20 protein-coding genes are annotated in these 21,223 nt (G+C 74.2%); 9 read left to right on the top strand and 11 right to left on the bottom strand.

What is annotated here, in order from left to right; genetic code table 11:
- The first annotated feature begins 72 nt into the window (after positions 1-72).
- The 5 genes from PSD17_RS23785 to PSD17_RS23765 are packed head-to-tail and all read left to right on the top strand — an operon-like array spanning position 73 to position 5,794.
- The gene (locus PSD17_RS23785; protein ID WP_339124591.1) at positions 73-1,068 is read left to right on the top strand and encodes an iron-containing alcohol dehydrogenase; all 996 of its coding nucleotides are present in this window, start codon (positions 73-75) and stop codon (positions 1,066-1,068) included.
- Positions 1,065-2,171, top strand: coding sequence for a maleylacetate reductase (locus PSD17_RS23780; protein ID WP_339124590.1), 1,107 nt, complete (start codon positions 1,065-1,067; stop codon positions 2,169-2,171). Before PSD17_RS23785 ends, PSD17_RS23780 begins: the two co-directional genes overlap by 4 nt.
- Positions 2,168-3,004 carry a patatin-like phospholipase family protein gene (locus PSD17_RS23775; RefSeq protein ID WP_339124589.1) on the top strand — a complete coding sequence of 279 codons (837 nt, stop codon included), beginning with the start codon at positions 2,168-2,170 and terminating at the stop codon, positions 3,002-3,004. Before PSD17_RS23780 ends, PSD17_RS23775 begins: the two co-directional genes overlap by 4 nt.
- On the top strand, positions 3,001-4,134 hold the full coding sequence (locus PSD17_RS23770) for an FAD-dependent monooxygenase (RefSeq protein WP_339124588.1): 1,134 nt from the start codon (positions 3,001-3,003) through the stop codon (positions 4,132-4,134). The genes PSD17_RS23775 and PSD17_RS23770 overlap by 4 nt, the downstream gene beginning before the upstream one ends.
- 37 nt (positions 4,135-4,171) lie before the next feature.
- Positions 4,172-5,794, top strand: coding sequence for an FAD-dependent oxidoreductase (locus tag PSD17_RS23765; protein ID WP_339124587.1), 1,623 nt, complete (start codon positions 4,172-4,174; stop codon positions 5,792-5,794).
- A 185-nt stretch (positions 5,795-5,979) separates the two neighbouring features.
- Here PSD17_RS23765 and PSD17_RS23760 read toward each other — a convergent pair whose 3' ends face one another.
- The 8 genes from PSD17_RS23760 to PSD17_RS23725 form a co-directional block, all read right to left on the bottom strand.
- Positions 5,980-6,465: an activator of HSP90 ATPase gene (locus tag PSD17_RS23760; protein ID WP_013676505.1), complete on the bottom strand. Its 486-nt coding sequence runs from the start codon at positions 6,463-6,465 to the stop codon at positions 5,980-5,982.
- A gap of 118 nt (positions 6,466-6,583) precedes the next feature.
- Positions 6,584-7,507, bottom strand: coding sequence for an LLM class F420-dependent oxidoreductase (locus PSD17_RS23755; protein ID WP_339124586.1), 924 nt, complete (start codon positions 7,505-7,507; stop codon positions 6,584-6,586).
- Positions 7,508-7,575: 68 nt separating this feature from the next.
- Positions 7,576-8,478 (bottom strand): LLM class flavin-dependent oxidoreductase, encoded by a 903-nt coding sequence (locus PSD17_RS23750; RefSeq protein ID WP_339124585.1) that lies wholly within the window; start codon positions 8,476-8,478, stop codon positions 7,576-7,578.
- Positions 8,479-8,551: 73 nt separating this feature from the next.
- Complete coding sequence (locus PSD17_RS23745) at positions 8,552-9,595, bottom strand: aldo/keto reductase (RefSeq protein ID WP_013676502.1); 1,044 nt, start codon at positions 9,593-9,595, stop codon at positions 8,552-8,554.
- Positions 9,596-9,669: 74 nt separating this feature from the next.
- On the bottom strand, positions 9,670-10,911 hold the full coding sequence (locus tag PSD17_RS23740; RefSeq protein WP_339124582.1) for a cytochrome P450: 1,242 nt from the start codon (positions 10,909-10,911) through the stop codon (positions 9,670-9,672).
- Positions 10,912-11,023: 112 nt separating this feature from the next.
- A complete protein-coding gene (locus PSD17_RS23735) occupies positions 11,024-11,983 on the bottom strand; it encodes an AraC family transcriptional regulator (protein WP_339124580.1) in 960 nt (319 codons plus the stop codon).
- An 82-nt stretch (positions 11,984-12,065) separates the two neighbouring features.
- Positions 12,066-13,295, bottom strand: a complete 1,230-nt coding sequence (locus PSD17_RS23730) for an MFS transporter (protein WP_339124579.1) — start codon at positions 13,293-13,295, stop codon at positions 12,066-12,068.
- Positions 13,296-13,562: 267 nt separating this feature from the next.
- Positions 13,563-14,777, bottom strand: a complete 1,215-nt coding sequence (locus PSD17_RS23725) for a cytochrome P450 (RefSeq protein WP_339124578.1) — start codon at positions 14,775-14,777, stop codon at positions 13,563-13,565.
- Positions 14,778-14,886: 109 nt separating this feature from the next.
- Here PSD17_RS23725 and PSD17_RS23720 point away from each other — a divergent pair, with 109 nt between their 5' ends.
- Complete coding sequence (locus PSD17_RS23720) at positions 14,887-15,570, top strand: TetR/AcrR family transcriptional regulator (protein WP_339124576.1); 684 nt, start codon at positions 14,887-14,889, stop codon at positions 15,568-15,570.
- A 102-nt stretch (positions 15,571-15,672) separates the two neighbouring features.
- Here PSD17_RS23720 and PSD17_RS23715 read toward each other — a convergent pair whose 3' ends face one another.
- Positions 15,673-16,602 carry an AraC family transcriptional regulator gene (locus PSD17_RS23715; RefSeq protein WP_339124575.1) on the bottom strand — a complete coding sequence of 310 codons (930 nt, stop codon included), beginning with the start codon at positions 16,600-16,602 and terminating at the stop codon, positions 15,673-15,675.
- Between the two features lie 82 nt (positions 16,603-16,684).
- On the opposite strand from PSD17_RS23715, the gene PSD17_RS23710 reads away from it, so the two are divergent.
- Complete coding sequence (locus tag PSD17_RS23710; RefSeq protein WP_339124574.1) at positions 16,685-17,389, top strand: class I SAM-dependent methyltransferase; 705 nt, start codon at positions 16,685-16,687, stop codon at positions 17,387-17,389.
- A gap of 141 nt (positions 17,390-17,530) precedes the next feature.
- On the opposite strand, the gene PSD17_RS23705 is transcribed toward PSD17_RS23710, so the two are convergent.
- Positions 17,531-18,313 carry a DUF4190 domain-containing protein gene (locus tag PSD17_RS23705; protein ID WP_103381437.1) on the bottom strand — a complete coding sequence of 261 codons (783 nt, stop codon included), beginning with the start codon at positions 18,311-18,313 and terminating at the stop codon, positions 17,531-17,533.
- A gap of 251 nt (positions 18,314-18,564) precedes the next feature.
- On the opposite strand from PSD17_RS23705, the gene PSD17_RS23700 reads away from it, so the two are divergent.
- Together PSD17_RS23700 and PSD17_RS23695 are read left to right on the top strand one after the other, a co-directional pair.
- Positions 18,565-19,731, top strand: coding sequence for an aromatic ring-hydroxylating oxygenase subunit alpha (locus PSD17_RS23700; RefSeq protein ID WP_339124572.1), 1,167 nt, complete (start codon positions 18,565-18,567; stop codon positions 19,729-19,731).
- On the top strand, positions 19,728-20,324 hold the full coding sequence (locus tag PSD17_RS23695; protein ID WP_013676492.1) for a TetR/AcrR family transcriptional regulator: 597 nt from the start codon (positions 19,728-19,730) through the stop codon (positions 20,322-20,324). The genes PSD17_RS23700 and PSD17_RS23695 overlap by 4 nt, the downstream gene beginning before the upstream one ends.
- A gap of 53 nt (positions 20,325-20,377) precedes the next feature.
- On the opposite strand, the gene PSD17_RS23690 is transcribed toward PSD17_RS23695, so the two are convergent.
- The coding region (locus tag PSD17_RS23690) for an alpha/beta fold hydrolase (protein WP_339124571.1) at positions 20,378-21,223 on the bottom strand (846 nt) is incomplete at its 5' end.

Below are 21,223 nucleotides of genomic sequence, written 5' to 3'. Positions count from 1 at the left end.
CCGGTCGAGCGACCGGCTCGAACCGGACCGACCACACCGGCGCCCTCGGGGCCGCGGACGCGAAGGACTCCCATGCCCGGAGACGACGACCGGTGCCGCACCGCCCCGCTGCTCGCCTCGGGGCCCGGCTCGCTGGGGCAGCTGCCCGACCTCGTCGATCGTCTCGGCGTGCGCACCTCGCTCCTGGTGGTCGGTCCGGGGATGGCCCCGGTGGCCGAGCGGGTGCGGAGGTTGCTCGGCCGCCGCTGCGTCGGCACCTTCAGCGATGCCCTGGCGCACGTGCCCGCTCGGGAGGCGAACCTCGCGGTGGCGTCCGCTCAGGAGGTGCACGCCGACTCGGTCGTCGGGATCGGGGGCGGGTCGGCGGCCGGGTACGCGAAGATCGTGGCACTGGCGCTGCGGCTTCCCCGCATCGCCGTGCCCGCGACGCTCTCCGGTGCCGAGCTCACCTCGCGCTACCTCGTGACCACCGCTGCGGGCAAGGAGGGCGGGAGTTCCCCGACGGCAGCCCCGCGAGCCGTCGTGCGTGACCCGGACCTGCTCGCGGGCGTACCGGCGCGGGTGCTCGCGTCGAGCGGCATGAGTGCCGTCGGCGCCTGCGTCGAGGTGCTGGCCGGGCCGAGCCGGGCGGGGCGCGCGGAGGCGGCCGCGGGGCTGCGGTTGCTCTGGGAGACCCTTCCGCGGCTGGTCCGCGACCCGGCCGAGCTCGATCTGCGCGTCGGGGCACAGGAGGGCGCGGCGCTCGCGGGGAGGGCCCTGGAGGCGGCCGGTCCCGGCCCGGCCCAGTTGGTCGCGGAGGACCTCGGGGCCGCACACCGGCTCGATCACGGCGCCTTGATGGCCTGCCTGGTCCCGCACCGCGGCGCGGAGGCCGACCTCGCCGGGCTCCCCGGCGCGGCCGCGCTCCACGACTTCGCCGAGGCGCTGGGGCTGCCGGTCGACCTCGGCGCGCTGTGCCCGACCGTCGACGCGGACGCGTTGGTCGACCGCCTCGCCCGGCGGCCGGACCTGGCCGGCCAGGCCGATCCCGAATCGATGCTGATGCTGCTGAAGGAGGCGCTGCGATGACCACGACGCCGGGGATCACGACGCCGCCCACGGCCTCAGGTGCGAGCGGCGTGCGCATCGATCCCTTCGACTACGAGGCGCGGCCGGTCCGCGTGGTGTTCGGACCGGGCCGGATCACCGAGGTGGGCGCCGAGGTGGATCGGCTGGGCCTGCGCCGGGTCATGCTGATCGCGGACCCGCGGGCCCCCGGTGGCGAGGTGCTGGCCGCCGCGGTGGCCGGCAGGCTCGCGTTGCACTGGGACGAGGTCGCCCAGCACGTGCCGATCGCCCTGGCCGAACGGGCACACGCCGCCGCCGTGGCCGCGGGCGTCGACGGTCTGGTCAGCCTGGGTGGCGGCGCGGCCACGGGGCTGGCCAAGGCCATCGCGCTCGACACCGCGCTCCCGATCCTCGCCGTGCCGACGACCTACGCGGGCTCCGAGCTCACCCCGGTCTACGGAATGACCGGCGGCCGGCGCAAACGCACCGGCAGCGACGAACGGGTCCGGCCCGCCGTCGTGGTCTACGACCCGGAGCTGACCCTCGGCCTCCCACCCGAGGTGACCGGTCCCAGCGCCTTCAACGCGATGGCGCACTGCTTCGCCGCCCTCTGGGCGCCGCACCGGGACCCGCTCACCTCCGCGCTGGCGGTCGACGCGCTGCGCACGGCCGCCGCGAGCCTGCCGGCACTGGTCGACGATCCCGCGGACGTGCAGGCCCGCTCCGGACTGCAGTACGCGGCGTTCCTGGCAGGGACGGCACTCGGCCGTGCCGGTACCGGTCTGCAGCACCGGATCTGTCACGAGCTGGGCGGGCGGCTGAACCTGCCGCACGCCGACACGCACGCCGTGGTGCTCCCGCACGTCGTGGCCCTCAACGGTCCCGCCGGGCCCGACTGGACCGCGCGGGTCGCACCGTTCCTCGGACCGGACCCGGCGGTCGGTCTGTGGGAGCTGGCCCGTCGCTCGGGCGTGCCGACGGATCTGGCGCGGCTCGGCGCGGACGACCGGGTGGTGCGCGACGTGGCCGGGTCGGTGGCGCACACGCCGAACCCGGTGCCGGTCGACGCCGTGGTGCTGGCGACCCTGCTCGAGCGCGCGCGGAAGGGGGACGTGCCCGCATGACGGGGATCGTCGTTCACACCCTGGTCCTCGGTGCCGGCGGACCGGTCGGGGCCGCCTGGCTCAGCGGGGCGGTCTCCGGCCTCACGGCCGGGATGTCCCTCCGGGACGTGACGCAGATCGTCGGCACCTCGGCCGGATCGGTCGTCGGCGCCTGGCTCGGCGCCGGGGCGGACCTCGACGAGGCGACGGCGGCGATCGCCGACCGCGCGGCGTGGCACGCCGGACGCCGCGGACCGGCCGCCGGCACCGTCGACACGGACACCGACACCGACACCGACACGGGCACGGGCACGGCCACGGCCACTGATGCCGACGCCGCGGCCGCGCTGTGGGCCCGGTGGCTCCCGTCCGGCGAGTGGCCGAAGACGCTGCGGGTCACGGCCGTCGCGTTGCCGGACGAGCGGATCAGCGTGTGGTCGGCCGACGACGGGATTCCGCTGGGGGCCGCCGTCGCCGCGTCGACCGCGGCCCCCGGCCTCGCCCCGCCGGTGCGCATCGGGGGCCGGCCTCACGTCGACGGCGGTGTCCGTTCGATGACGAACGCGGACGTCGCCGCCAGCCGGATCGACACCCCCGGAGCAGAGGTCCTCGTGCTGGCGCCGCTCTTCACGGACGCGCTGACCAGGGAGGTCCGGCTCCTGCGCGGCCTGGGCTGCACGGTCCGGATCCTGACGCCGGAGCGCGGCGACCTGGGTGGTGCGTTGGACGGCGGTGGCGTCGCGCTGCTCGGAGCGGACCTCACAGGGCCCGCCGAACGTGCCGGCCGCCGCCAGGCAGAACGAGCACTGGCCGCGTTCCCGCAGGCCTCGACGGTCGGGAGGTTCGCGGGGTGACGACGGAGTCTCCGCTGCGCGTGGTGGTGGTCGGGGCCGGCATCGGGGGGCTGGCCACCGCCGTCGCTCTCCGCGGCATCGGTGCGCAGGTGCAGGTGCACGAGCAGGCGCGGGCCCTGACCAGGATGGGGGCCGGCCTGCAGCTGGCGCCCAACGCGACCGGGCCACTGCGCGGTCTGGGGTTGGCGGAGCGGGTGGCGGCGATCGCGTGCCGGCCCGAGTCCTGGTGCAGCGTCGACGCCGCCGACGCCGTGCCGTCGCTGCGCGTCCCCCTGGGCGACGAGGTCGAGCACGAGTTCGGGGCGCCGTACCTGCACGTGCACCGCGGTGACCTGCACGAGGTGTTGCTCGACGCCGTCGGGAACGTCCACCTCGGGCACCGCGCCGTCGGCGTCGAGCAGACCGAGAACGACGTGACCGTCCGGTTCGCCGGCGGCGACGCCGTCACCGCGGACGTCGTGATCGGTGCCGACGGCATCCACTCGCAGATCCGCGAGAGCCTCTTCGGCCGGACGAACCCGCGGTTCTCGGGCCTCGTCGCGTACCGCGGGATCGTCCCGCGCGACCGCGTGCCCGACGTCCCACCGGTGTCGGCGAAGTGGTGGGGCGAGGACCGCCACCTCGTCCACTACTGGGTCTCCGGCGGCCGTGAGCTGAACTTCGTCGCTCCGGTCCCGGACGAGACCTGGACCGAGGAGTCCTGGACCGCCGAAGGCCGGGTCACCGACCTGCTCGACGCGCTGTCCGGATTCGCCGAACCCGCCCGGCGGGTGGTCGCGGCCGCCTCCTCGCTCATGCGCACCGCGCTCTACGACCGGGATCCGCTGCAGGCGTGGGGCGAGGGCCGGGTGGCCCTGTTGGGCGACGCCTGCCACCCGATGTTGCCGTTCATGGCGCAGGGGGCGGGCATGGCCGTCGAGGACGCCGTGCTGCTCGCCCGGTGCCTCGACGGCGCGTCCCGCGCGGAGGTGGGGCCCGCGCTGCGCCGGTACGCCGAGGTCCGCCGCCCCCGCACGAGCGCGGTGCAGGGCGGCTCCCGCGGCAACGAGTTCCTCCGCGGTTCGGCCTCGGGCCCGAACAGCGACGAGATCTACGGCTACGACGCCTGGCAGGTCCCGCTGCCGGCCTGACCCCACCGACCTCACCACAGCGACGGAAGGAACTCCCATGCCCGACCACAACGACGTGGCCATCGTCGGAGCCGGCCCCGTCGGGCTGATCGCCGCCCACGAGCTCGCTCGGCGGGGCGTGTCGCTCCGCCTGTTCGACAAGCGGCCCGGCCCGTCGCACACCACACGGGCCTTCACCCTGCATGCGCGCACGATGGAGATGTTCGAGCACATTGGCGTCGCCCATCGCATCGAGGAGGTGGCGCTGCCCTGTCCCGGGAACGTCTACCACTTCCAGGGAATGAGCGAGGAGGACAAGCCGCGGACCGACTTCCGCGGCCTCCCGACGCGCTACCCCTTCTACTACAAGATCAACCAGAACGACTTCGAGCAGGTGCTGCGTGAGCACCTGTGCGCGCACTACGGGATCCGCCCCGAGTACGGCCAGGAGTTCAGCGACCTCGAACAGGACGCCGACGGTGTCACGCTGTCGGTGGTGGACAGGGCGTCCGGCGAGGTGCGGACGCACCGCAGCGCCTGGGTGATCGGCAGCGACGGTGCGCACAGCCGGGTGCGGGACCGGGTCGGTATCGACTTCGTCGGTGACCGGGTCGGGGTCATGGCGATGATGGACGTCGAGATCTCGGACTTCGCCCACGACGACGCGTGGGTGAACTACTTCATCGGCGAGTCGCTGTTCATGCTGGTCACGAAGCTGCCCGGCCGACTGTGGCGGGTCTACCTGTCGGACGCCGGGGCCATGACCCGGGCCGACGACCCGCGCGGCTCCTTCCAGGCGGTCGCGGACGAGATCGGCATCGGGATGCGGATCGGCGACCCGCAGTGGGCGACCCAGTGGGAGATCCTCAACAGCGCCGCCACCAGCTACCGCGCGGGCCGGGTCTTCCTCTGCGGCGACGCCTCCCACGTGCACTCCCCGGCCGGCGGCCAGGGCATGAACGGCTGCATGCAGGACGCGTTCAACCTCGGGTGGAAGCTCGCCGCGGTCGTCGACGGCGCCGCGCCGGACGCGCTGCTGGACACCTACGAGGCCGAGCGCCGGCCGATCGGTGCCCAGATCACCGCGGGCGCCAGGTCGACCCACGACATCGTGATGGCGTTCGGCCAGGGGCTCGCGGACCGGATCGCGCTGACCCGGGAGCCGGGTTGGCAGCAGCGCACCGTCGAGCTGATCTCCGGGCTGTCCCACAACTACCGCGACACCGTCAGCGGCCCACCCGTCGAACCGGTGCCGGGTCCGGCGGCGGGCGACCGCGCGCCCGACGCCCAGCTGGTGGTCCAGCCGCGCAAACGGCTCTTCGACCTGTTCCGGCACTGCGGGTTCACCCTGCTGCTCGTGCCCCGGCCGGGGGACGCGGGCGACGCGCAGCGGGCCGCCCGCGTGGCCGCGCTGATGCGGGAGGCGTTCGGCGACAGGGTCTCGTCGGTCCTGGTCTCGGCCGACCGCAGCGCGGACTTCGACGAGGACCACCTGATCCCGGACCAGCTGGGCGAGCTCGCCCAGCGCTACGCGATCGCCGAGGGGGACGCCCGGGCCATCCTCGTCCGCCCGGACATGTACGTCGGCGGACACTGCCGGCTCGAGGACGCCGACGCGCTCGTCGAGCAGGTGGCCCGGTGGCTGGTTCCTCGCGTGGCGGTGCCCGCGGCGGCGGGCTGACCACGTGCCGCGGCCGATCGGCGCCCCGGCCCGAGGCATCCTCCGGCCGGGGAGCCGCACGGCGCGGTGGACTATCGTCATCCCGCCGATCGTTGTAGTGGCACCGGACAAAACACGCCGGTCGCAACCTGCGCGCCGCCCGGTCGCCGCGGCCGGGCCGGCCGGGGCGGCGGGTCGGCGCGGCCTCAGCCCTGCCGCGCCGGTTCGGCGAGCTCGCCGAGATGGCGGAGAGAGTTGGCGAGATGGTCGGGGGCGAACGGCGGGAACGCGATGTACTCCCGGATGTGCTGCGGGACGGCCGACCAGTCGTAGGTCAGCGTCACCCGGGTCTCGGACGGACCGGCCGGCGTGAGGTCGTAGCGCCACGTCCAGCCACCGAACTCCAGCTCGCCGCGCTGGTTCTCCTGCCCCGGCCGCCAGCCGATCGCGCGGTCCTGGGTGAACACCTCGACCCGGTTGGCCATCTGGTAGTGCCCGTCCGGGTGGTTCGGGTGGTACATCCTGATTCGGAAGACCTGTCCGGCCCCGGTCAGCGGCGCCGGGTCGATCGCGGCCTCGACCCAGCCGGTGCCGTCGATGGCGCAGTGCGCGGCCGGATCGGCCAGCACGGCGAACACCCTCGCCGCGGGGACCGGGATGGTCAGTTCGACGCGTACGTTCTCCTCGGCCATGTCGGCATGCTCCTCGTCGTCTCGTCCGGACCGCATCCGGTGTGGGGTCGTCCAGGAGCAGACCCCCGGGATCGACGGAACTCATCGGTCCGCGCCGGGTCCGTCGCGCGGCGGATCGTCACGGCGCGAACGCGTTCAGCACCTGGTCCGCGTAGGCCACGGCCGCGGCGGGGTCGACGGCGGGGGAGCCCACGCGCGGGGAGAGGTTGAGGTCGAGGAACACCTCGGTCGCACCCTGCGCCCGCAGGGCTGAGAGGTCGTCGAGGACCTGCGCCCGCGTGCCCTGCAGCGGTCGGCGCCCGGGGCCGGCGGGCCCGTCGAGAAGATCGACGACACCGCGCACGACGATCCGCACCGCCTCCGGGTCGCGCCCCGCCTCGCGGGCGCCCGCTCGCACCGTCGCGGCGCAGGCACCGATCCGGGAGAGGTCGTGGTGGCTGCTGCCGATCCACCCCTGCGCGAGCCGTCCGGCGCGCCGCAGCGCCGCCTCGGCGGTGCCCCCGAGCAGCAGCGGCGGATGCGGCCGCTGCACCGGCCGCGGGCTCACGTGCGAGCGCGGAACCGTGTAGAACTCGCCGGCGAACTCGACCGGGTCCCGCGTCCACAGCGCGCGCAGGCAGCGCAGGTACTCGTCCATCCGGGCCCCGCGCCGCGCGAACGGGACGCCCGCGGCGGCGTACTCCTGCGGCATCCACCCGATCCCGAGCCCGACCGACAGGCGTCCGCCCGACAGCACGTCCAGCGTCGCCATCGCCTTCGCCGTCACGACGGGCGGGGTGAAGGGCGCGCACAGCGTCGCGGTGCCGATCCCGATCCGGGTGGTGTGCCCCGCGACGTAGGCCAGCGCGACGACCGAGTCCTGCACCTCGCGATGCGACTCTCCCTGGTCGGCGTCGACCGGGTTCAGCAGGCGCTGGAACGTCCACAGTGACGCGTAGCCGAGGTCCTCGGCGCGCCGGGCGATCCGGCGCATGGTCCCGGGTGTGGCCCAGCTGCCCGATATCGGCAGGCCGAACCCGAGCAGCGGCAGCTCACCGGTCACGGGCGGGACTCTGCCAGTCGGCGGCGTGGCGCGCGAGCATGATCCGCCCAGGACGCGGACCGGGCGGATCAACCGAGCTGCGGCGCGACGGCCGAGGCGATGAGCTCGAGCTGGTCGAGGTCGGAGGCGTCGTCGAGCTGCAGGTACACCCGGGTGGCGCCGGCCTCCGCGTAGCGGCCGAGGGCGTCGACGGCCTCGGCCGGGGAGCCGACGACACCCGAGGACCTCAGCTCGGCCAGGTCCCGGCCGGCGGCCGCCGCGCGCCGGGCCACCTCGTCGTCGCTGCGCCCGACGTACGTCGCGACGGTCACCGAGTACACGAGGTCGGGTCGGTAGTCCGCGAACGAGCGGACCTCGTCGAGCTGCGCCCGGGCCTCGGCCACCGAGACGAGCGGGGCGTTGAACTCGTGCGCGAAGTCGGCCGCGAGCACGGTCGCGCGGGGGGCCTCGAGTCCGCTGACGATGACCGGGACCTGTTCCTGCACCGTCGGCGGGACCGGGCTGTCGACCAGCTCGTAGTAGGTACCGCGGAGCGTGTGGGTCGATCCGGCCGGCCGCTGCCACAGCGCGTGCAGGATGTTCAGCTGCTCCTCGAAGCGGGCGTTGCGGTCCGCCGGCAAGGGGATGCCGTGGGCGCGGTGCTCGGCGGCGTCGCCACCCGCGCCGATGCCGAGCTCGACCCGGCCGCCCGACATGCGGTCGACCTGGGCCACCTGCAGGGCGAGCACCGTCGGGAGCCGGAACGTCGCCTGGCTGACCAGCGTCCCCAGCCGGATGACCGTCGTCTCGCGGGCCAGGCCGGCGAGCGTGAGCCACGCGTCGGTCGGGACGGCCGCGCCGTCGGGGACCGGGACGTAGTGGTCGGACCGGAGGTAGCCGCTGAACCCGAGTGCCTCCGCCGCCCGCACCAGCGCGAGCTCGGTGTCGTAGTCGGCGCCTCGCCGGGCGTCGGTCGTGATCCGCAGGTCCATGATCGTCATTGTGCCGAACGGACGAGCGGGGGCCCTGCCGTCGGCGTCACCGGGACGGCCGACCGGCCGCGCGTCAGGACGGGTGGAGCACGCGGTCCGACGGGCCGCGCCGGTCCGCGCCCATCGCGGCCTGGTGCCAGTGCGGGTAGATCAGCGGGGGAGCGCTGACGGCGTCGAGTTCGGTCAGCTCGTCGTCGGTGAGGGTGAGGTCCGGCGCGGCGAGGATCTCGGCGAGCTGCGCGTCGGTCCGGGCGCCGACCACCAGCGTCGTCACCGCCGGCCGGGTCAGCAGGTAGGCCAGCGCGACCTGCGCCGGGGCGACACCGCGCCGTTCGCCGATCCGGACGAGGACGTCGACGGTGTCGTAGAGCCTGCCGGGGTCGCGGACGGGCGGCTCGTTCCAGTCCGCGAGATGCCGGCCGCTCTCCGGTGAGCGGTCGCGGCGGTACTTGCCCGTCAGCAGGCCGCCCGCCAGCGGGCTCCACACCATCACGCCCAGACCCTGGTCGAGTGAGAGCGGCAGCAGCTCGTACTCGGCGTCGCGGCTCTCCAGCGAGTAGTAGATCTGGTTGCTGACGAACCGGTGCCGGTGGTGGGCGTCGGCGACCGCGAGCGCCTTCATCAGCTGCCAGCCCGCGTAGTTCGACACCCCGAGGTAGCGCACCTTGCCCGCGCGCACGAGCGAGTCCAGCGCCTCGATGGTCTCCTCGAGCGGCACCGTCCCGTCCCACTCGTGCACGTGGTAGATGTCGATGTGGTCGGTGCGCAGCCGGCGCAGGCTCGCCTCGGCCTGGGCCAGGATGTGGTGGCGCGACAGCCCCGAGTCGTTGGGGCCCGCGCCCATCGGGAAGCGCACCTTCGTCGAGATCAGCATCGACTCCCGCCGGCCCTCGAGCACCTCGCCGACGATCTCCTCCGACCGTCCCGCCGAGTAGCTGTTCGCGGTGTCGACGAGGTTCACCCCGGCGTCGCGGCACATGTCGAGCTGGCGGCGGGCACCGGCGACGTCGGTGTCGCCCCAGGCGGCCAGGCCGCCACCCCCGGCGCCGAACGTCGCGGCGCCCATCGTCAGGGTCGAGACCCGCAGTCCCGAGCGGCCCAGCTGTCGGTATTCCACGTTCTCCCCATCGCTCGACGACGTCGCCCGCCGAGCATCGCAGGCCGGGCCGCACGACCGGGCGCCGGCCCGGCTCACCAGGTGACGTGCAGCGACTCCAGACCGCGGAAGAAGTAGCTGGCGATGTAGATCGGCTCGAAGCCGTCGGCGAGCCGGACGTTGGGCAGCCGGCGGAACAGCGTCTCCAGGGCGACGCGGATCTCGGCGCGGGCCATCGGGGCTCCGGGGCAGACGTGCAGGCCGCGCCCGAACGCCAGGTGCTCGCGGACGTTGGGCCGGTCGAGATCGACGGCGTCCGGGTCGGGGAACCTGGTCTCGTCGCGGTTGCCCGACCCGAAGAGCAGCAGCAACGGGGTCCCGGCCGGCAGGTGTGTGCCGCCGAGGTCGACCTCGCGGGTCGTGATGCGGAACAGCCCGCGATGCGGGGCGTCGCGACGCAGCGCCTCCTCGGTCGCGCGCGGGATGGCCCGGGCGGGATCGGCGAGCACCCGGTCGCGGACGTCGGGGTGCTGCAGGATCACCAGGACGGTGGCCGTGATCGCGTCGCGCGTCGTGTCGAACCCGGCCACCCGTGCGGCGCCCCGCACGATGTTGTGGGTGTACTCGTCGGGGACGCCGGGGAAGCCGTTGGCGCCGTGGACGAGGTCGGAGAGCAGGTCCTCGCGCGGACGGGCGCGCCGGTCGTCGATCAGTGCCTGCAGGTAGCGAGTGTACTCGGCCATCCGGTGCGCGGCGGCGACCCGGTCATCGACGGGGGACAGCGGGTTCCAGAGCGTGGTGACGTCGTCGGTCCAGGCCTGGATGCGCGCGGTGTCCTCGGCCGGGAAGCCGATGATCGCGCTGATCACCGTCTGGACGAAGGGAACGGCGTAGTCGGCGACGAGGTCGGCCGCACCGCCGGCGAAGGCGTCGACCAGCTCGTCGGCGCGGGCGCGCATCGTCGGCAGCATGGCCCGGACCCGCGCGCCGGTGAACCCGGCGTCGAAGACCCGGCGGAACGCCCGGTGCTCGGGCTCGTCTTCGTTGACGACCATCGTCGTCTCCGGCACCCCGCCCGCCTCCAGGACCGACGTGACCTCGGGCGGGTTCGCGTAGATGAACGGGAGAGCCGCCTCGGAGGAGAAGGTCCGCGGATCGTCGACGACGGTGACGAGGTCGTCGTAGCGGGTGACGAGGTACGCGCCGAGCGTGGGGCTCAGGGCCGGCGGCCGGGAGCGCGCGGTGCGGTAGAACAGGTGCGGGTCCTCCCGGTGCGGGCTCACCATCGGGTTGAAGTCGGCGGCGGCGTCCTCGGTCGACGACGTGGTGGCGGTCATGTCGCGGTCCCTCCTGCGCTGGTCGCAGCGAGGCTAGGGGCGACGATCCCGGTCCACGATCCGCGATGCGCAGCCGGGGAGGCCGGAACGCGCAGTTCCCGGAACCCGCGGTTCAGCGGGTCAGCGTCCGCGACGGCGCGCAGCCGTAGCGGCGTCGGTACGCCGCGGCGAACCGGCCCAGGTGGGTGAACCCCCAGCGCAGCGCGACGTCGGTGACCGACGTCCGCCGCGGGTCGGCGGCGAGCAGGTCGGCGTGCACCCGGGCGAGGCGCACCTGGCGCAGGTATGCCGTCGGCGAGGTCCCGACGTGGCGGGCGAACCCGTCCTGCAGCGCCCGGCTGCCGACGCCGACCCGGCCGGCCAGGTCGGGGACCGTCCACGCGACCTCGGGATGGGCGTCGAGCAGGTCGACGGCCTCGCGGACCGTCGCCGGGCGCGGCGCTGCCGGCCGGGTGGCGAGCGCGTCGCGGTAGGGGTGCTCGACGACGTGCAGCAGCGCGGCGACGACGCTCTGCGCCAGTGGCCGGACGACGACCGGGGCCGCCAGCGGCCCGTCGGGATCCTCGACGAGCGCGACGAGGGACCGCGCGAGACCCCACCACTGCCGTCCGGGCGCCGACGCCAGGTCGAGGCTCGGGCCGAGCGGCACGACGCCGCGGACGGGCCGGTCGATCAGCTCGGCGAGCGTCGACTCCAGCGCCGCGCGTTCGATCTTGAGCCCGAACAGGCGCCCGCCGCCCGCCCAGCCGTGCAGGGTCGCGCGGCCGTCGGGCCGGTAGACCGCAGCCCGCGCCGGCGACGCGCACACGTCGGCGTGCCCGGTCCACGTGCGCAGGCGCCCGTCGAGCGGGACGTTGACCTCGTAGCCGGTGGCGAGCTCACCGGTCTCGATCCGGACCTCGCCCGCGTATCCGAGCAGCCCCGCGGACCCGGTCGGCAGCCCGACCGCGGACAGCGACATCCGGAACCGGTCGGTGTCGGCCATGACCGCGAGCCGGTGCGGGAAGTAGACGCGGGCGCACTCGTCACGCGCCTCGTCAGGGGCGCTGGTCGTGACGGAGATGCCGGGCATCGTCGCCTCCACTCCGCGCCCAGCATCGGTCGTGCCGCCCGCTGCGACAACGCCGGCGTTCCCCGGCCGCGAACCGCCGGCCTCAGCCCGCCGTGGCCCGTCGCGCGCCCGCCGTGGCGACGATGACCGGCAGGACCAGCAGCGCGAGCACCCCGCCGGCGAGGGCCAGCGTCGGGAAGCCGGCCGTCGCGACGACGAGCCCCGACGCCAGCCCGCCGCCCGCGCCCGAGAGCGCGATGCAGACGTCGACGGCGCCCTGCGTCGTCGCGCGGGACGCGAGCGGCACGGCGTCGGTGATGATCGCGGTGCCGCTGATCAGGCCGAAGTTCCAGCCGAGTCCGAGCAGGGCGAGCGCGACCGTCAGCAGCGCGACCGAGTCGTCCGGCGCGACCGCGGCGAGGACCCCGGCGAGCAGCAGTGTCCCACCCGACAGGGCGGCGACCGTGATCCGGCCGATCCTGTCCACGAGCCACCCGGTGACGGGCGAGGGCAGGTACATCGCGGCGACGTGCACGGCGATCACGACGCCCGCCGCCCCGACGCCGAGCCCGTGCGCGGCCATGTGCACCGGCGTCATCGTCATGATCGCGACCATCACGATCTGCGTGAGGATCATGACCGTGGCGCCGAGCACCACCCCGGCACGCGAGCCCGCGACGTCGGGCGCGGTCGTCCCGCCGGGCCCCGGGGCCGTCGCGAGCTCGCGGGCCAGCAGCAGCGGATCGGGCCGCAGCAGCACCCCGAGCACGGCGGCCGCCACCGCGTAGGCGACTCCCGCCAGCAGGAACGGGCCCGCCAGCGCGGGGATGCCCCACGCCGTCGCCACACCGCCGGTGACCGAGACGAGGTTCGGGCCGACGACACCGCCCAGTGTCGTCGCGACGAGAACGACGCTGACCGCGCGCCCGCGTCGGGCGGGCGAGGCCAGATCGGCACCGGCGTAGCGGGCCTGCAGGTTCGTGGCCGTGCCCGCGCCGTAGACGAGCAGCGCGGCGAACAGCAGCGGGACGTTGCCCAGCACCGCCGCGACCACGACGGCGCCGCTGCCGACGGCACCCGCCGCGTAGCCGAGCGTGAGCCCGGCGCGGCGGCCGGAACGTTGCGAGATGCGCCCGACGGCGGCGGCGGTGGCCGCCGACCCGATCGTGAACAGCGCCGTCGGGACGCCCGCGAGGCCCGTGCTGCCCAGCATCTGTTCGGCGAGCAGCGCTCCGACCGTGATGCCCGCGGCGAGGCCCGCGCCGCTGAGGACCTGCGCCCCGACCAGCACGGTCAGGATGCGCCGCTGGACGTCGGGTTCGCCGCTGGTCATGAGACAGGACGGTAGCCCGTGCGTCGCCAGGGTGATCAAGGGTGAGCCGACGCCGGCCCTCGGTCCTTCGGCCGCGCCTCGTCGACTCCGATCGGGGCCATGCGGCCGTCCGCGCGCTACCCTCCGTCGAGGAAAGTCGATCATGCGACGGCCGTCGCTGATGGTGGTCCCGAAAGGCGGGCCGAGCGGCCGGATGTCGACCTTCTCGCCGTGCGCTGTGCCCCGTTCAGGGCCGTCGGGTAACTCCGCCCTGGGAGCCCCGGCCCCTCACCAGGTCACGGGCAGCTCCGTCACGCCGCCGGTGATGTGCCCGACGCGCACCCCGATCTCGTCGAGGTCCCGCGCCAGGCGCAGGTCCGGGAGCCGGCGGGCGAGCGTCGCGAAGACGGTCCGCAGCTCGACCCTGGCCAGGCTCGCGCCGATGCAGAAGTGCGCACCGTGACCGAAGCCCAGGTGTGCGTGCTCGGGGCGGCCGGGGTCGAACGTCTCGGCGTCGGAGAAGGCGGCGGGGTCCCGGTTCGCCGCGTTGATCGAGAGGATGACGGCGTCGCCGCGCCGGATCGTGACGCCGGCGACGTCGACGTCGGTGTGCGCGTAGCGCAGCAGGCCGAGATCTCCCGGTGCGCCGAGCCGCATGATCTCCTCGACGGTCGGTCCGACGAGTGTGTCCGGGTCGGCGACCAGCGCCTCCCAGTGCGCGCGCCGCGTCATCAGGAACAGCGTGCCGAGGCCGATCCGGTTGACCGTGGTCTCGTGCCCCGCGAAGAGCAGGCCGACGGCGAGCCGCACCATCTCGGCGTAGTCGAAGCCGCCGTCCTCGGCCTGCGCGCGGACGAGGTCGGAGATGACGTCCTCGCCGGGCCGGGCCCGCTTGGCCTCGGCGAGCCCGGCCATGTAGTGCCCGAACTCGGTGCGGGCGCGGTGTGCGTCGCCGTCCGCCGACGCCGTGGCCATCCGGTCCGACAGCGACCGGAAACGCGCGCCGTCGTCCTCCGGGACTCCCAGTAGCCGGCAGATCACCGCGACCGGTAGCGGGAACGCGAGCCCGGCGTGCAGGTCGACCACGCCGTCGGCGGCCCGGTGGTGTGCGGTGACCAGCGCGTCGAGGTAGCCGTCGACGAGTTCCTGCACGTGGCCGGACAGGGCGAGCATGCGCCTGGCGGAGAAGGCGGGCGTGAGGAGCCGGCGCATCCGGGTGTGGTCGGCCTCCTCGGTCTCGTGGTCGCCGGTCGGCCCGTCCTGGATCGCGGCGTGGGTGATCCTCGCGGCGTTCTCCGGTTCGGGATGGGATCGACCGAACCGTCTGTCGCCCAACAGCTCTCGCACCTCCTCGAACCGGGTGACGAGCCAGGCGGGATCGCCTGCCGGAGTCGTGACGGGTGCGACGGGTGCCTCGCGGCGGAGCACGTCGTAGAGCGGCGCGAGGTCGAGTACGTTCGGCCGGCCGAACGGCAGTCGGCGGCGGTCGGTGGCGGTGGTCATGAGACTCCTTCCCGAGTACGCGGCGTCCCGAGCGTACGAATTCATGACAGATGCTGCCAATTAAAACCGGGACTAGGCTTGTTCTTCGCGAAACGGGCGAGGGGGTGGCATGCCGCAGGACGTCGGGGCCAGGCGGGGCCGCCCGCCGATCAGTGACGAGCAGCGCCGCGAGCAGCGGCTCGCGATCTCCCGGCAGGCCGTGCGGCTGTTCCGCGAGCAGGGTGTCGCCGCGACGTCGGGGGAGCAGATCGCGCGGGCCGCGGGGGTCTCCGAGCGCACCCTCTGGCGCTGGTTCCGCACCAAGGAGGCGTGCGTCGAGCCGCTGCTGTCCCGGGCGACCGAGGACTTCCAGGCCGTCCTGCGATCGTGGCCGCCCGGCGCCGACCTCGGCGAGCACCTGCGCGCTGAGTACGCCTTCCTCGGTGCGCCGTCGGCCGCCGACGTCGCCGACGTCCTCGCGGTGATTCGGATGACGCGTGACGAGCCCGTCCTGCGCGCGGTGTGGCTCGTGCTGCACGAGCGGGCCGAGACCACGCTGGCCGAGGTGCTCGGCGAGCGGCTGGGGCTGCCGGCCGACGATCTCCGCGTCCGGCTGCGGGCCGCGGCCGTCAACGCGGCGTTGCGCGTCGCCACCGAGGACCTCGCGCGGACGGCCGCCGACGATCCCGGCGCGGCCCGCCGGCATCATGCCGAGTTCGACGCCGCGATGCGGGCGGCCCTGCGTGCCTTCGACGGTCCCGACGTGCACCGCGCGAGCGCCCGTTCCGGCGACCTGGCCCACGACGGCGTCTGACCGCCGACCCCCTGCCCGGCCGCAACCTGACTGTCGTCCGGCGGGTTCGGGGGAGCGCTCAGGTTGCGCTCGTGTGCGTCGACGACTCCGCGGGCGATGCCCTCAGCCCGCGCGGCCGGCCCTGCGCCACGCCGCGGGCGGGACGCCGTGCTCCGCGCGGAAGCGCCGGACGAAGTACCCGCCGTCCCGGTAGCCGACCCGATGGGCGATGTCGGCGACCGTGAGATCGGTGTCGGCCAGCAACCGTCGCGCCTCGCGCATGCGCCGCTCGGTGAGCCACTGCTGGACCGTCCGGCCGGTGCGGCGGCCGACCACGGTGGTCACGTGCCCGGGCGTCAGCCCGACCGCGGCCGCGATGTCGCGCAACGAGATCGGCTCGCGGAACCGGTTCTCGACGACGTCGAGCACCGCGGCGAGCAGGGGCTCCACACCCGGGTCGTCCGGGGGGCCGGGCCGGAGCCGGCCCAGCCGGACCAGCAGCAGCGTGAGGTGGGCGCGGACGGCGTCGGCGTACCCGTCCCGGCGCCCGCGCAGCTCGGCGTCGAGCTCGTGCAGCTGGGCGAGCCACTGCGGTCGGTCCTCGTCGGGGACGCGCAGCCGTTGCGCGCCGCCGCGCCGGTGCCCGCCGAACGCCGTCGACCCGAACGCGGCGAGCAGCGGATGACCGTGCCACGATGCCAACGGGGCGGCCGCACCCGGGTCGACGGCGTCGGCGGGGAAGAAGACGGCCCACACGCGGGCTAGGGAGTGTCCGTCGGGCGGCCCGACGACGGCTCCGGGCGCGATGACGAACGCGTCCCCGGCGCCGAGCGTCCAGTCGTGTCCGTCGACCCGCAGCGCGTCCTCGCCGTCCTCGACGAAGAGCAGGACGAGGAAGTCGTGCGCGTGCGCTCCCGGTACGACGGCGCCGCGGCGCTCGCCCGCGGCCCAGCTCTGGACGGTGACCGGCGGAACCCCGGCCCGCCGGTCGTAACCGACCAGGTGCACACCGGTGTCGGCGAGCGCGTCCGCACTCGAAGAAAGTCCCATCATGCCCGCACTTCGTTGCTTGTCCGCAGATCGAAGCGCGGTGAGAGTGGATGTCACCACCGAACTTCGTTATCTGGAGTGAAGCATGACTGCCGCGACCACCGCCCGCGAGTATCTGCCGGCCATGGCCGACCCGCGGCTGCTGCCGTTCTACGACAGGTTCTCCCGTTTCCTCGGCGCTCGCGACGCGCACTGGCGGCTGCTGGTGCAGGCGGGCATCGAGCCCGGGACCCGGGTGCTGGAGGTCGGCTGCGGCACCGGCAACCTGACGATCCTCGCGGCGCAGGCCGAGCCGGCCGCCGTCGTCACCGGGATCGACCCGGACCCGGGCGCGATCGCGCGGGCGAACCGCAAGGCGAGGGCGGCGGGCGTGCAGGTCACCCACCGGCACGGGTTCGCCGAGGACCTCCCGCTCGGCGACGGCAGCGTCGACCGCGTCCTGTCGTCGTTCATGCTGCACCACGTCGCGGCCGCCGACCGCGTCACCGCGCTGCGCGAGGCCCGACGGGTGCTCGCCCCGGGCGGGCGGCTGCACGTGGTCGACATCGACCGCGGCGAGGTGGTGCCGCTGGCGCGCGTGCTCTCGCGGATCGCCGCCGGCCACCTGCGTGGCCATGGCGGAGAGGGCCACGGCCACGGGCACGGTCACGGCCAGGCGGCGGGGCGGGGAGAGGGCCCGGACGTCGCGGCGCTGCTCGCCGAGGCGGGCTTCGGCCGGGTGGTCCGGCTGGGAGCGGGCGACAGCCGTCTCGGCGGGTTCACGTTCTGGCGCGCCGAGCGCGACGCCTGACACCCCCGTGTCCGTGAGTGGCGATGGTCGCGATAGCGACCATCGCCACTCACGACCCTTGGCGGCGACCGGCTCGGCGCTCGGCGGGGCAGCGGAGCGTCCGGCGCCGCGAACCGGGGCGGACGGGTCGCGCCGTCGGCGTCAGGCGGTGCCGGTGAAGACGATCGGCGAGCCGAGCGCCGTCGGGGACAGCTCGACCTGCACGTCACCCTTCTGCTTCGGCACCGAGAAGGCGACGGTGTAGGTGAGGCTCTTGCCGGGCAGGATCGTCGACGACGGGGTCGCCCCGATGTTCTTCGCGACGTCCGTGATCTCCGGGGCGTCGGCGCCTGCTGCGGTGGCCTTGGCGCCCACGACGAAGGGGTTGAAGGCGAACGGCGTGGTCCCGTTGTTCGTGATCTTCACGTCGAACCGGATCGCGCGCGCGATGTCACCGCCCATCGACGCGGCGCTCGACGACGGGGTGTACGCGGCAGGCGTCGAGACCGAATAGGCGATGTCGGACACGGTGACCACCTGGCCGAAGGCGACGGGCGCGGACGACCCGCCGGTGCTCGCGGCGTATCCGCCTGCCCTGGCGGCGTCGTTCGCGGCCGTGCTCGCGGCGCCCGCCGCAGCCGTGAACACCGCGGCGTAGAGCACGCACACGACCAGGCCGACGACGGACAGGACGATTCCGGCGATCGTCAGCCCGCGGTTGTCGGCGCGACCCGACCGGGTGCGGACGAAGCCGACGATGCTCAGCACCAGGCCGATGATCACCAGCGGCCAGGCGATGATGCCGATCACCGGGATGAACGAGAACAGCAGGCCGACCAGTCCCAGGACGAAGCCGGCGGTGCCGAGCCCGTTCTGGCGGGGCTGCGGCGGCGCGTAGCCGTGGTGCGGTGGGTACGGGGCGTTGGCAGGAGGCTGGGGGTTCATCCGGGATCCGATCACGAGTGTGGGTACGTGATCGGTTCGTCCCGAACGAGCGCGTCATTAGCAGAGCGAGCTCGTTCGGTACCGTTTCGTTATCGTGCGGTCCCGCCGGGGCGGCCCGAACCGCCGGGTCCCAGAGGCGACCCGCGCCCGGCTAACACCCATTAGCCACGTGCAGAACTGGACATCGAGGACCTGGCGGACAAGGCTAGGGGTTGTTAGCCGAATGCCCGACGGGAAGGGACGGTGTCGCCGTGGACGCCACTGCCGAGCAGGAGTTGATCGCCGAGCTCGAGGACCTGCTCGAGCGTGGAACCACCGCGATGGCGCCGGCGGTGCGCCACGAGCCGGCGGCGTCCTACACCGATCCCGCCCGGAACGCGGCCGAGCGCGCGCTGTTCTTCCGCGACTACCCGCTGGCCGTCGCGACGTCGGCCGAGCTGCCGAACCCGGGCGACTTCACGACGTCGCAGATCGCCGACCTGCCCGTGCTCACGGTCCGCGGGGACGACGGCGAGGTCCGCTGTCTGGTCAACATGTGCCGGCACCGCGGGAACCTCGTGTGCGCGCAGGCGTCGGGCAACCGGCGCACGTTCACCTGCGAGTACCACGCCTGGTCCTACGACCGCGCCGGCCGGCTGCGCTCGACCGTCGACCGCGAGGGGTTCCGCGGGCTCGACTCCGAGGGCCACGGGCTCGTCGCGCTGCCCGCGGAGGAACGGCACGGCCTCGTCTGGGTGCTGCCCCGCCCCGGGGGCTCGCTCGACCTCTCGGGGCACCTCGGCGCGGCCTTCGAGCAGGAGATCGCGGACCTCGACGTCGGGTCGTTCACCCTGTGGGAGCGCAGCGTGATGACGCAGCCGTTCGACTGGAAGTGCGGCGTCGACACGTTCCTCGAGGTGTTCCACCTGGCCTTCCTGCACAAGAAGACCGTCGGCCCGTTCTTCGTCGGCAACGTCGGGGCCTACACCGAGTACGGCCTGCACCATCGCTACTCGGCCGTCCGCAACAGCTTCGTCGAGATGGCCGCCGGCCCGCCCGAGTCGCGGACGATCTACCCGCACAGCTCGCTGGTGCACCTGGTGTTCCCCAACGTGATCCTCACCTGGCAGATGGACCACATCGAGATGTGGCGCTTCTACCCCGGGCAGTCGGTCGGCACCTGCACCGTCGAGGCGGCGATGCTGATCCCCGAGCCGGCCGAGACCGACGGCGCCCGGCGGCACTGGGACAAGAACTGGCGGATCCTGCTCGACACGGTCCTCGTCGAGGACTTCGCGACGATGGAGCGCGTCCAGCGCAACCTCACCACCGGGTCCGTGCCGGAGCTGGCGTTCGGGCGAAACGAGATCGCCCTGCAGCACTTCCACGAGGGCATCCACGCCGAGCTCGAGCGCCGCGGCCCGCAGGCCGACCGGTGAGCACGCCCACGCGCGTCCCGCCGCGGGGGGACCGGCGTGCCGGCATCGTCGCCGCCGCGCTGGAGCTGTTCGCGGACAAGGGCTATCTCGCGACCACGATGGACGACATCGGCCGCGCCGTCGCCATGCGCGGCCCGAGCCTCTACAAGCACGTCGCGTCCAAGCAGGATCTGCTCGTCGAGATCATGGAGCGCTCCATCGCGACGGTGCTGCGCGACCACCGGATCGCCGTCGAGTCGACCGACGACGTCCGCGAGCAGCTGCGCCGGGCGGTCGAGGCGCACGTGCGGTTCCATGCGCGGCACCGGCTCGAGGCGTTCGTCGGCACCCGCGAGCTGCGGCACCTCGACGAGGCCAACCGGGCGGTGATGCTGTCGCTGCGCAAGGACTACGAGAGCGGTTTCCGCGAGCTCGTCGAGCGTGGCGTCGCCCAGGGCCGGTTCCGCGTCGGCTCGGTGAAGCTCGCGGTCTACTCGATCCTCGACATGGGTGTCGGCGTCGCGGTGTGGTTCCGCGAGGGCGGGGAGTTCTCGGTCGACGAGGTCGCCTACCACTACGGCGACCAGGCGCTGCGGCTGCTGGGGGCGGACTGACGCGGCCCACGGGTCGTCATGGCGACCATCCCCACCTGATCGGCGGGGCGGGCTCAGTGCGCGCAGACCCCGTCGAGCCACGACACCAGGTCCGCGACGACCTCGTCGCGGTTGGTCTCGTTGAAGACCTCGTGCCGGGCCTCCTCGTAGTACCGGGTCGTGACCTCGGCGCCCGCGTCGCGGTAGCGCTGCACGACCGGTTCCAGGACGGTCAGGCCCGCGTTGACGGGGTCGGCGGTGCCGGCGAGCACCAGCAGCGGGAAGCCCGCGGGCACCGAGGGCGTGGCGAGCCGCGGCGCGGCGGCCCACATCCCGGCGGCGCTCTTGGCATCGAGCCCGAAGCCGCACAACGGTTCCGCGACGTACGCGTCGACCTCGGCCTCGTCGCGGGAGAGCCAGTCGTAGTCGGTGCGGGCCGGGGCGAACGGCGCGTTGAACGCGCTCAGGTCGACCTCGGCGTCCGGGTCGATCGCGGCGGCGAGCAGGTCGAGGGCGCCGGAGCCCGACAGCACCGCGCCGGCGACGTCGGCCGCGTGCTCGAGCAGGTACTGCTGCACGATCCACGACCCCATCGAGTGGCCCAGCGCGATCACCGGCAGCTCGGGCCGCTCGCCGATCGTGCTCCGGACGGTCAGCGCGTAGTCGGCGACGACCCCGTCCCACCCGGCGTCACCGAAGTCGCCGAGCGCGGTGCCCGCGATGCCGGCCGTCCGGCCGTGCCCGCGGTGGTCGACGGCCAGCAGGTCGTACCCCGCGGCGGCGAGGTCCTTGCCGAGGGCGTCGTAGCGCAGGGAGTGCTCACCCATGCCGTGGGCGAGGACGACCGCGCCCTTGGCCTCGGCGTCGGTGGTCCATCGCTGACCGACGAGCCGGGTGCCGTCCGAGGTGCCGACCATGAG

Source organism: Pseudonocardia sp. D17 (assembly GCF_036984265.1).
Taxonomy (GTDB): Bacteria; Actinomycetota; Actinomycetes; order Mycobacteriales; family Pseudonocardiaceae; genus Pseudonocardia; species Pseudonocardia benzenivorans.
The sequence above is the reverse complement of the archived record's forward strand: the minus strand, read 5'-3'. Positions and strand labels throughout refer to the sequence as shown.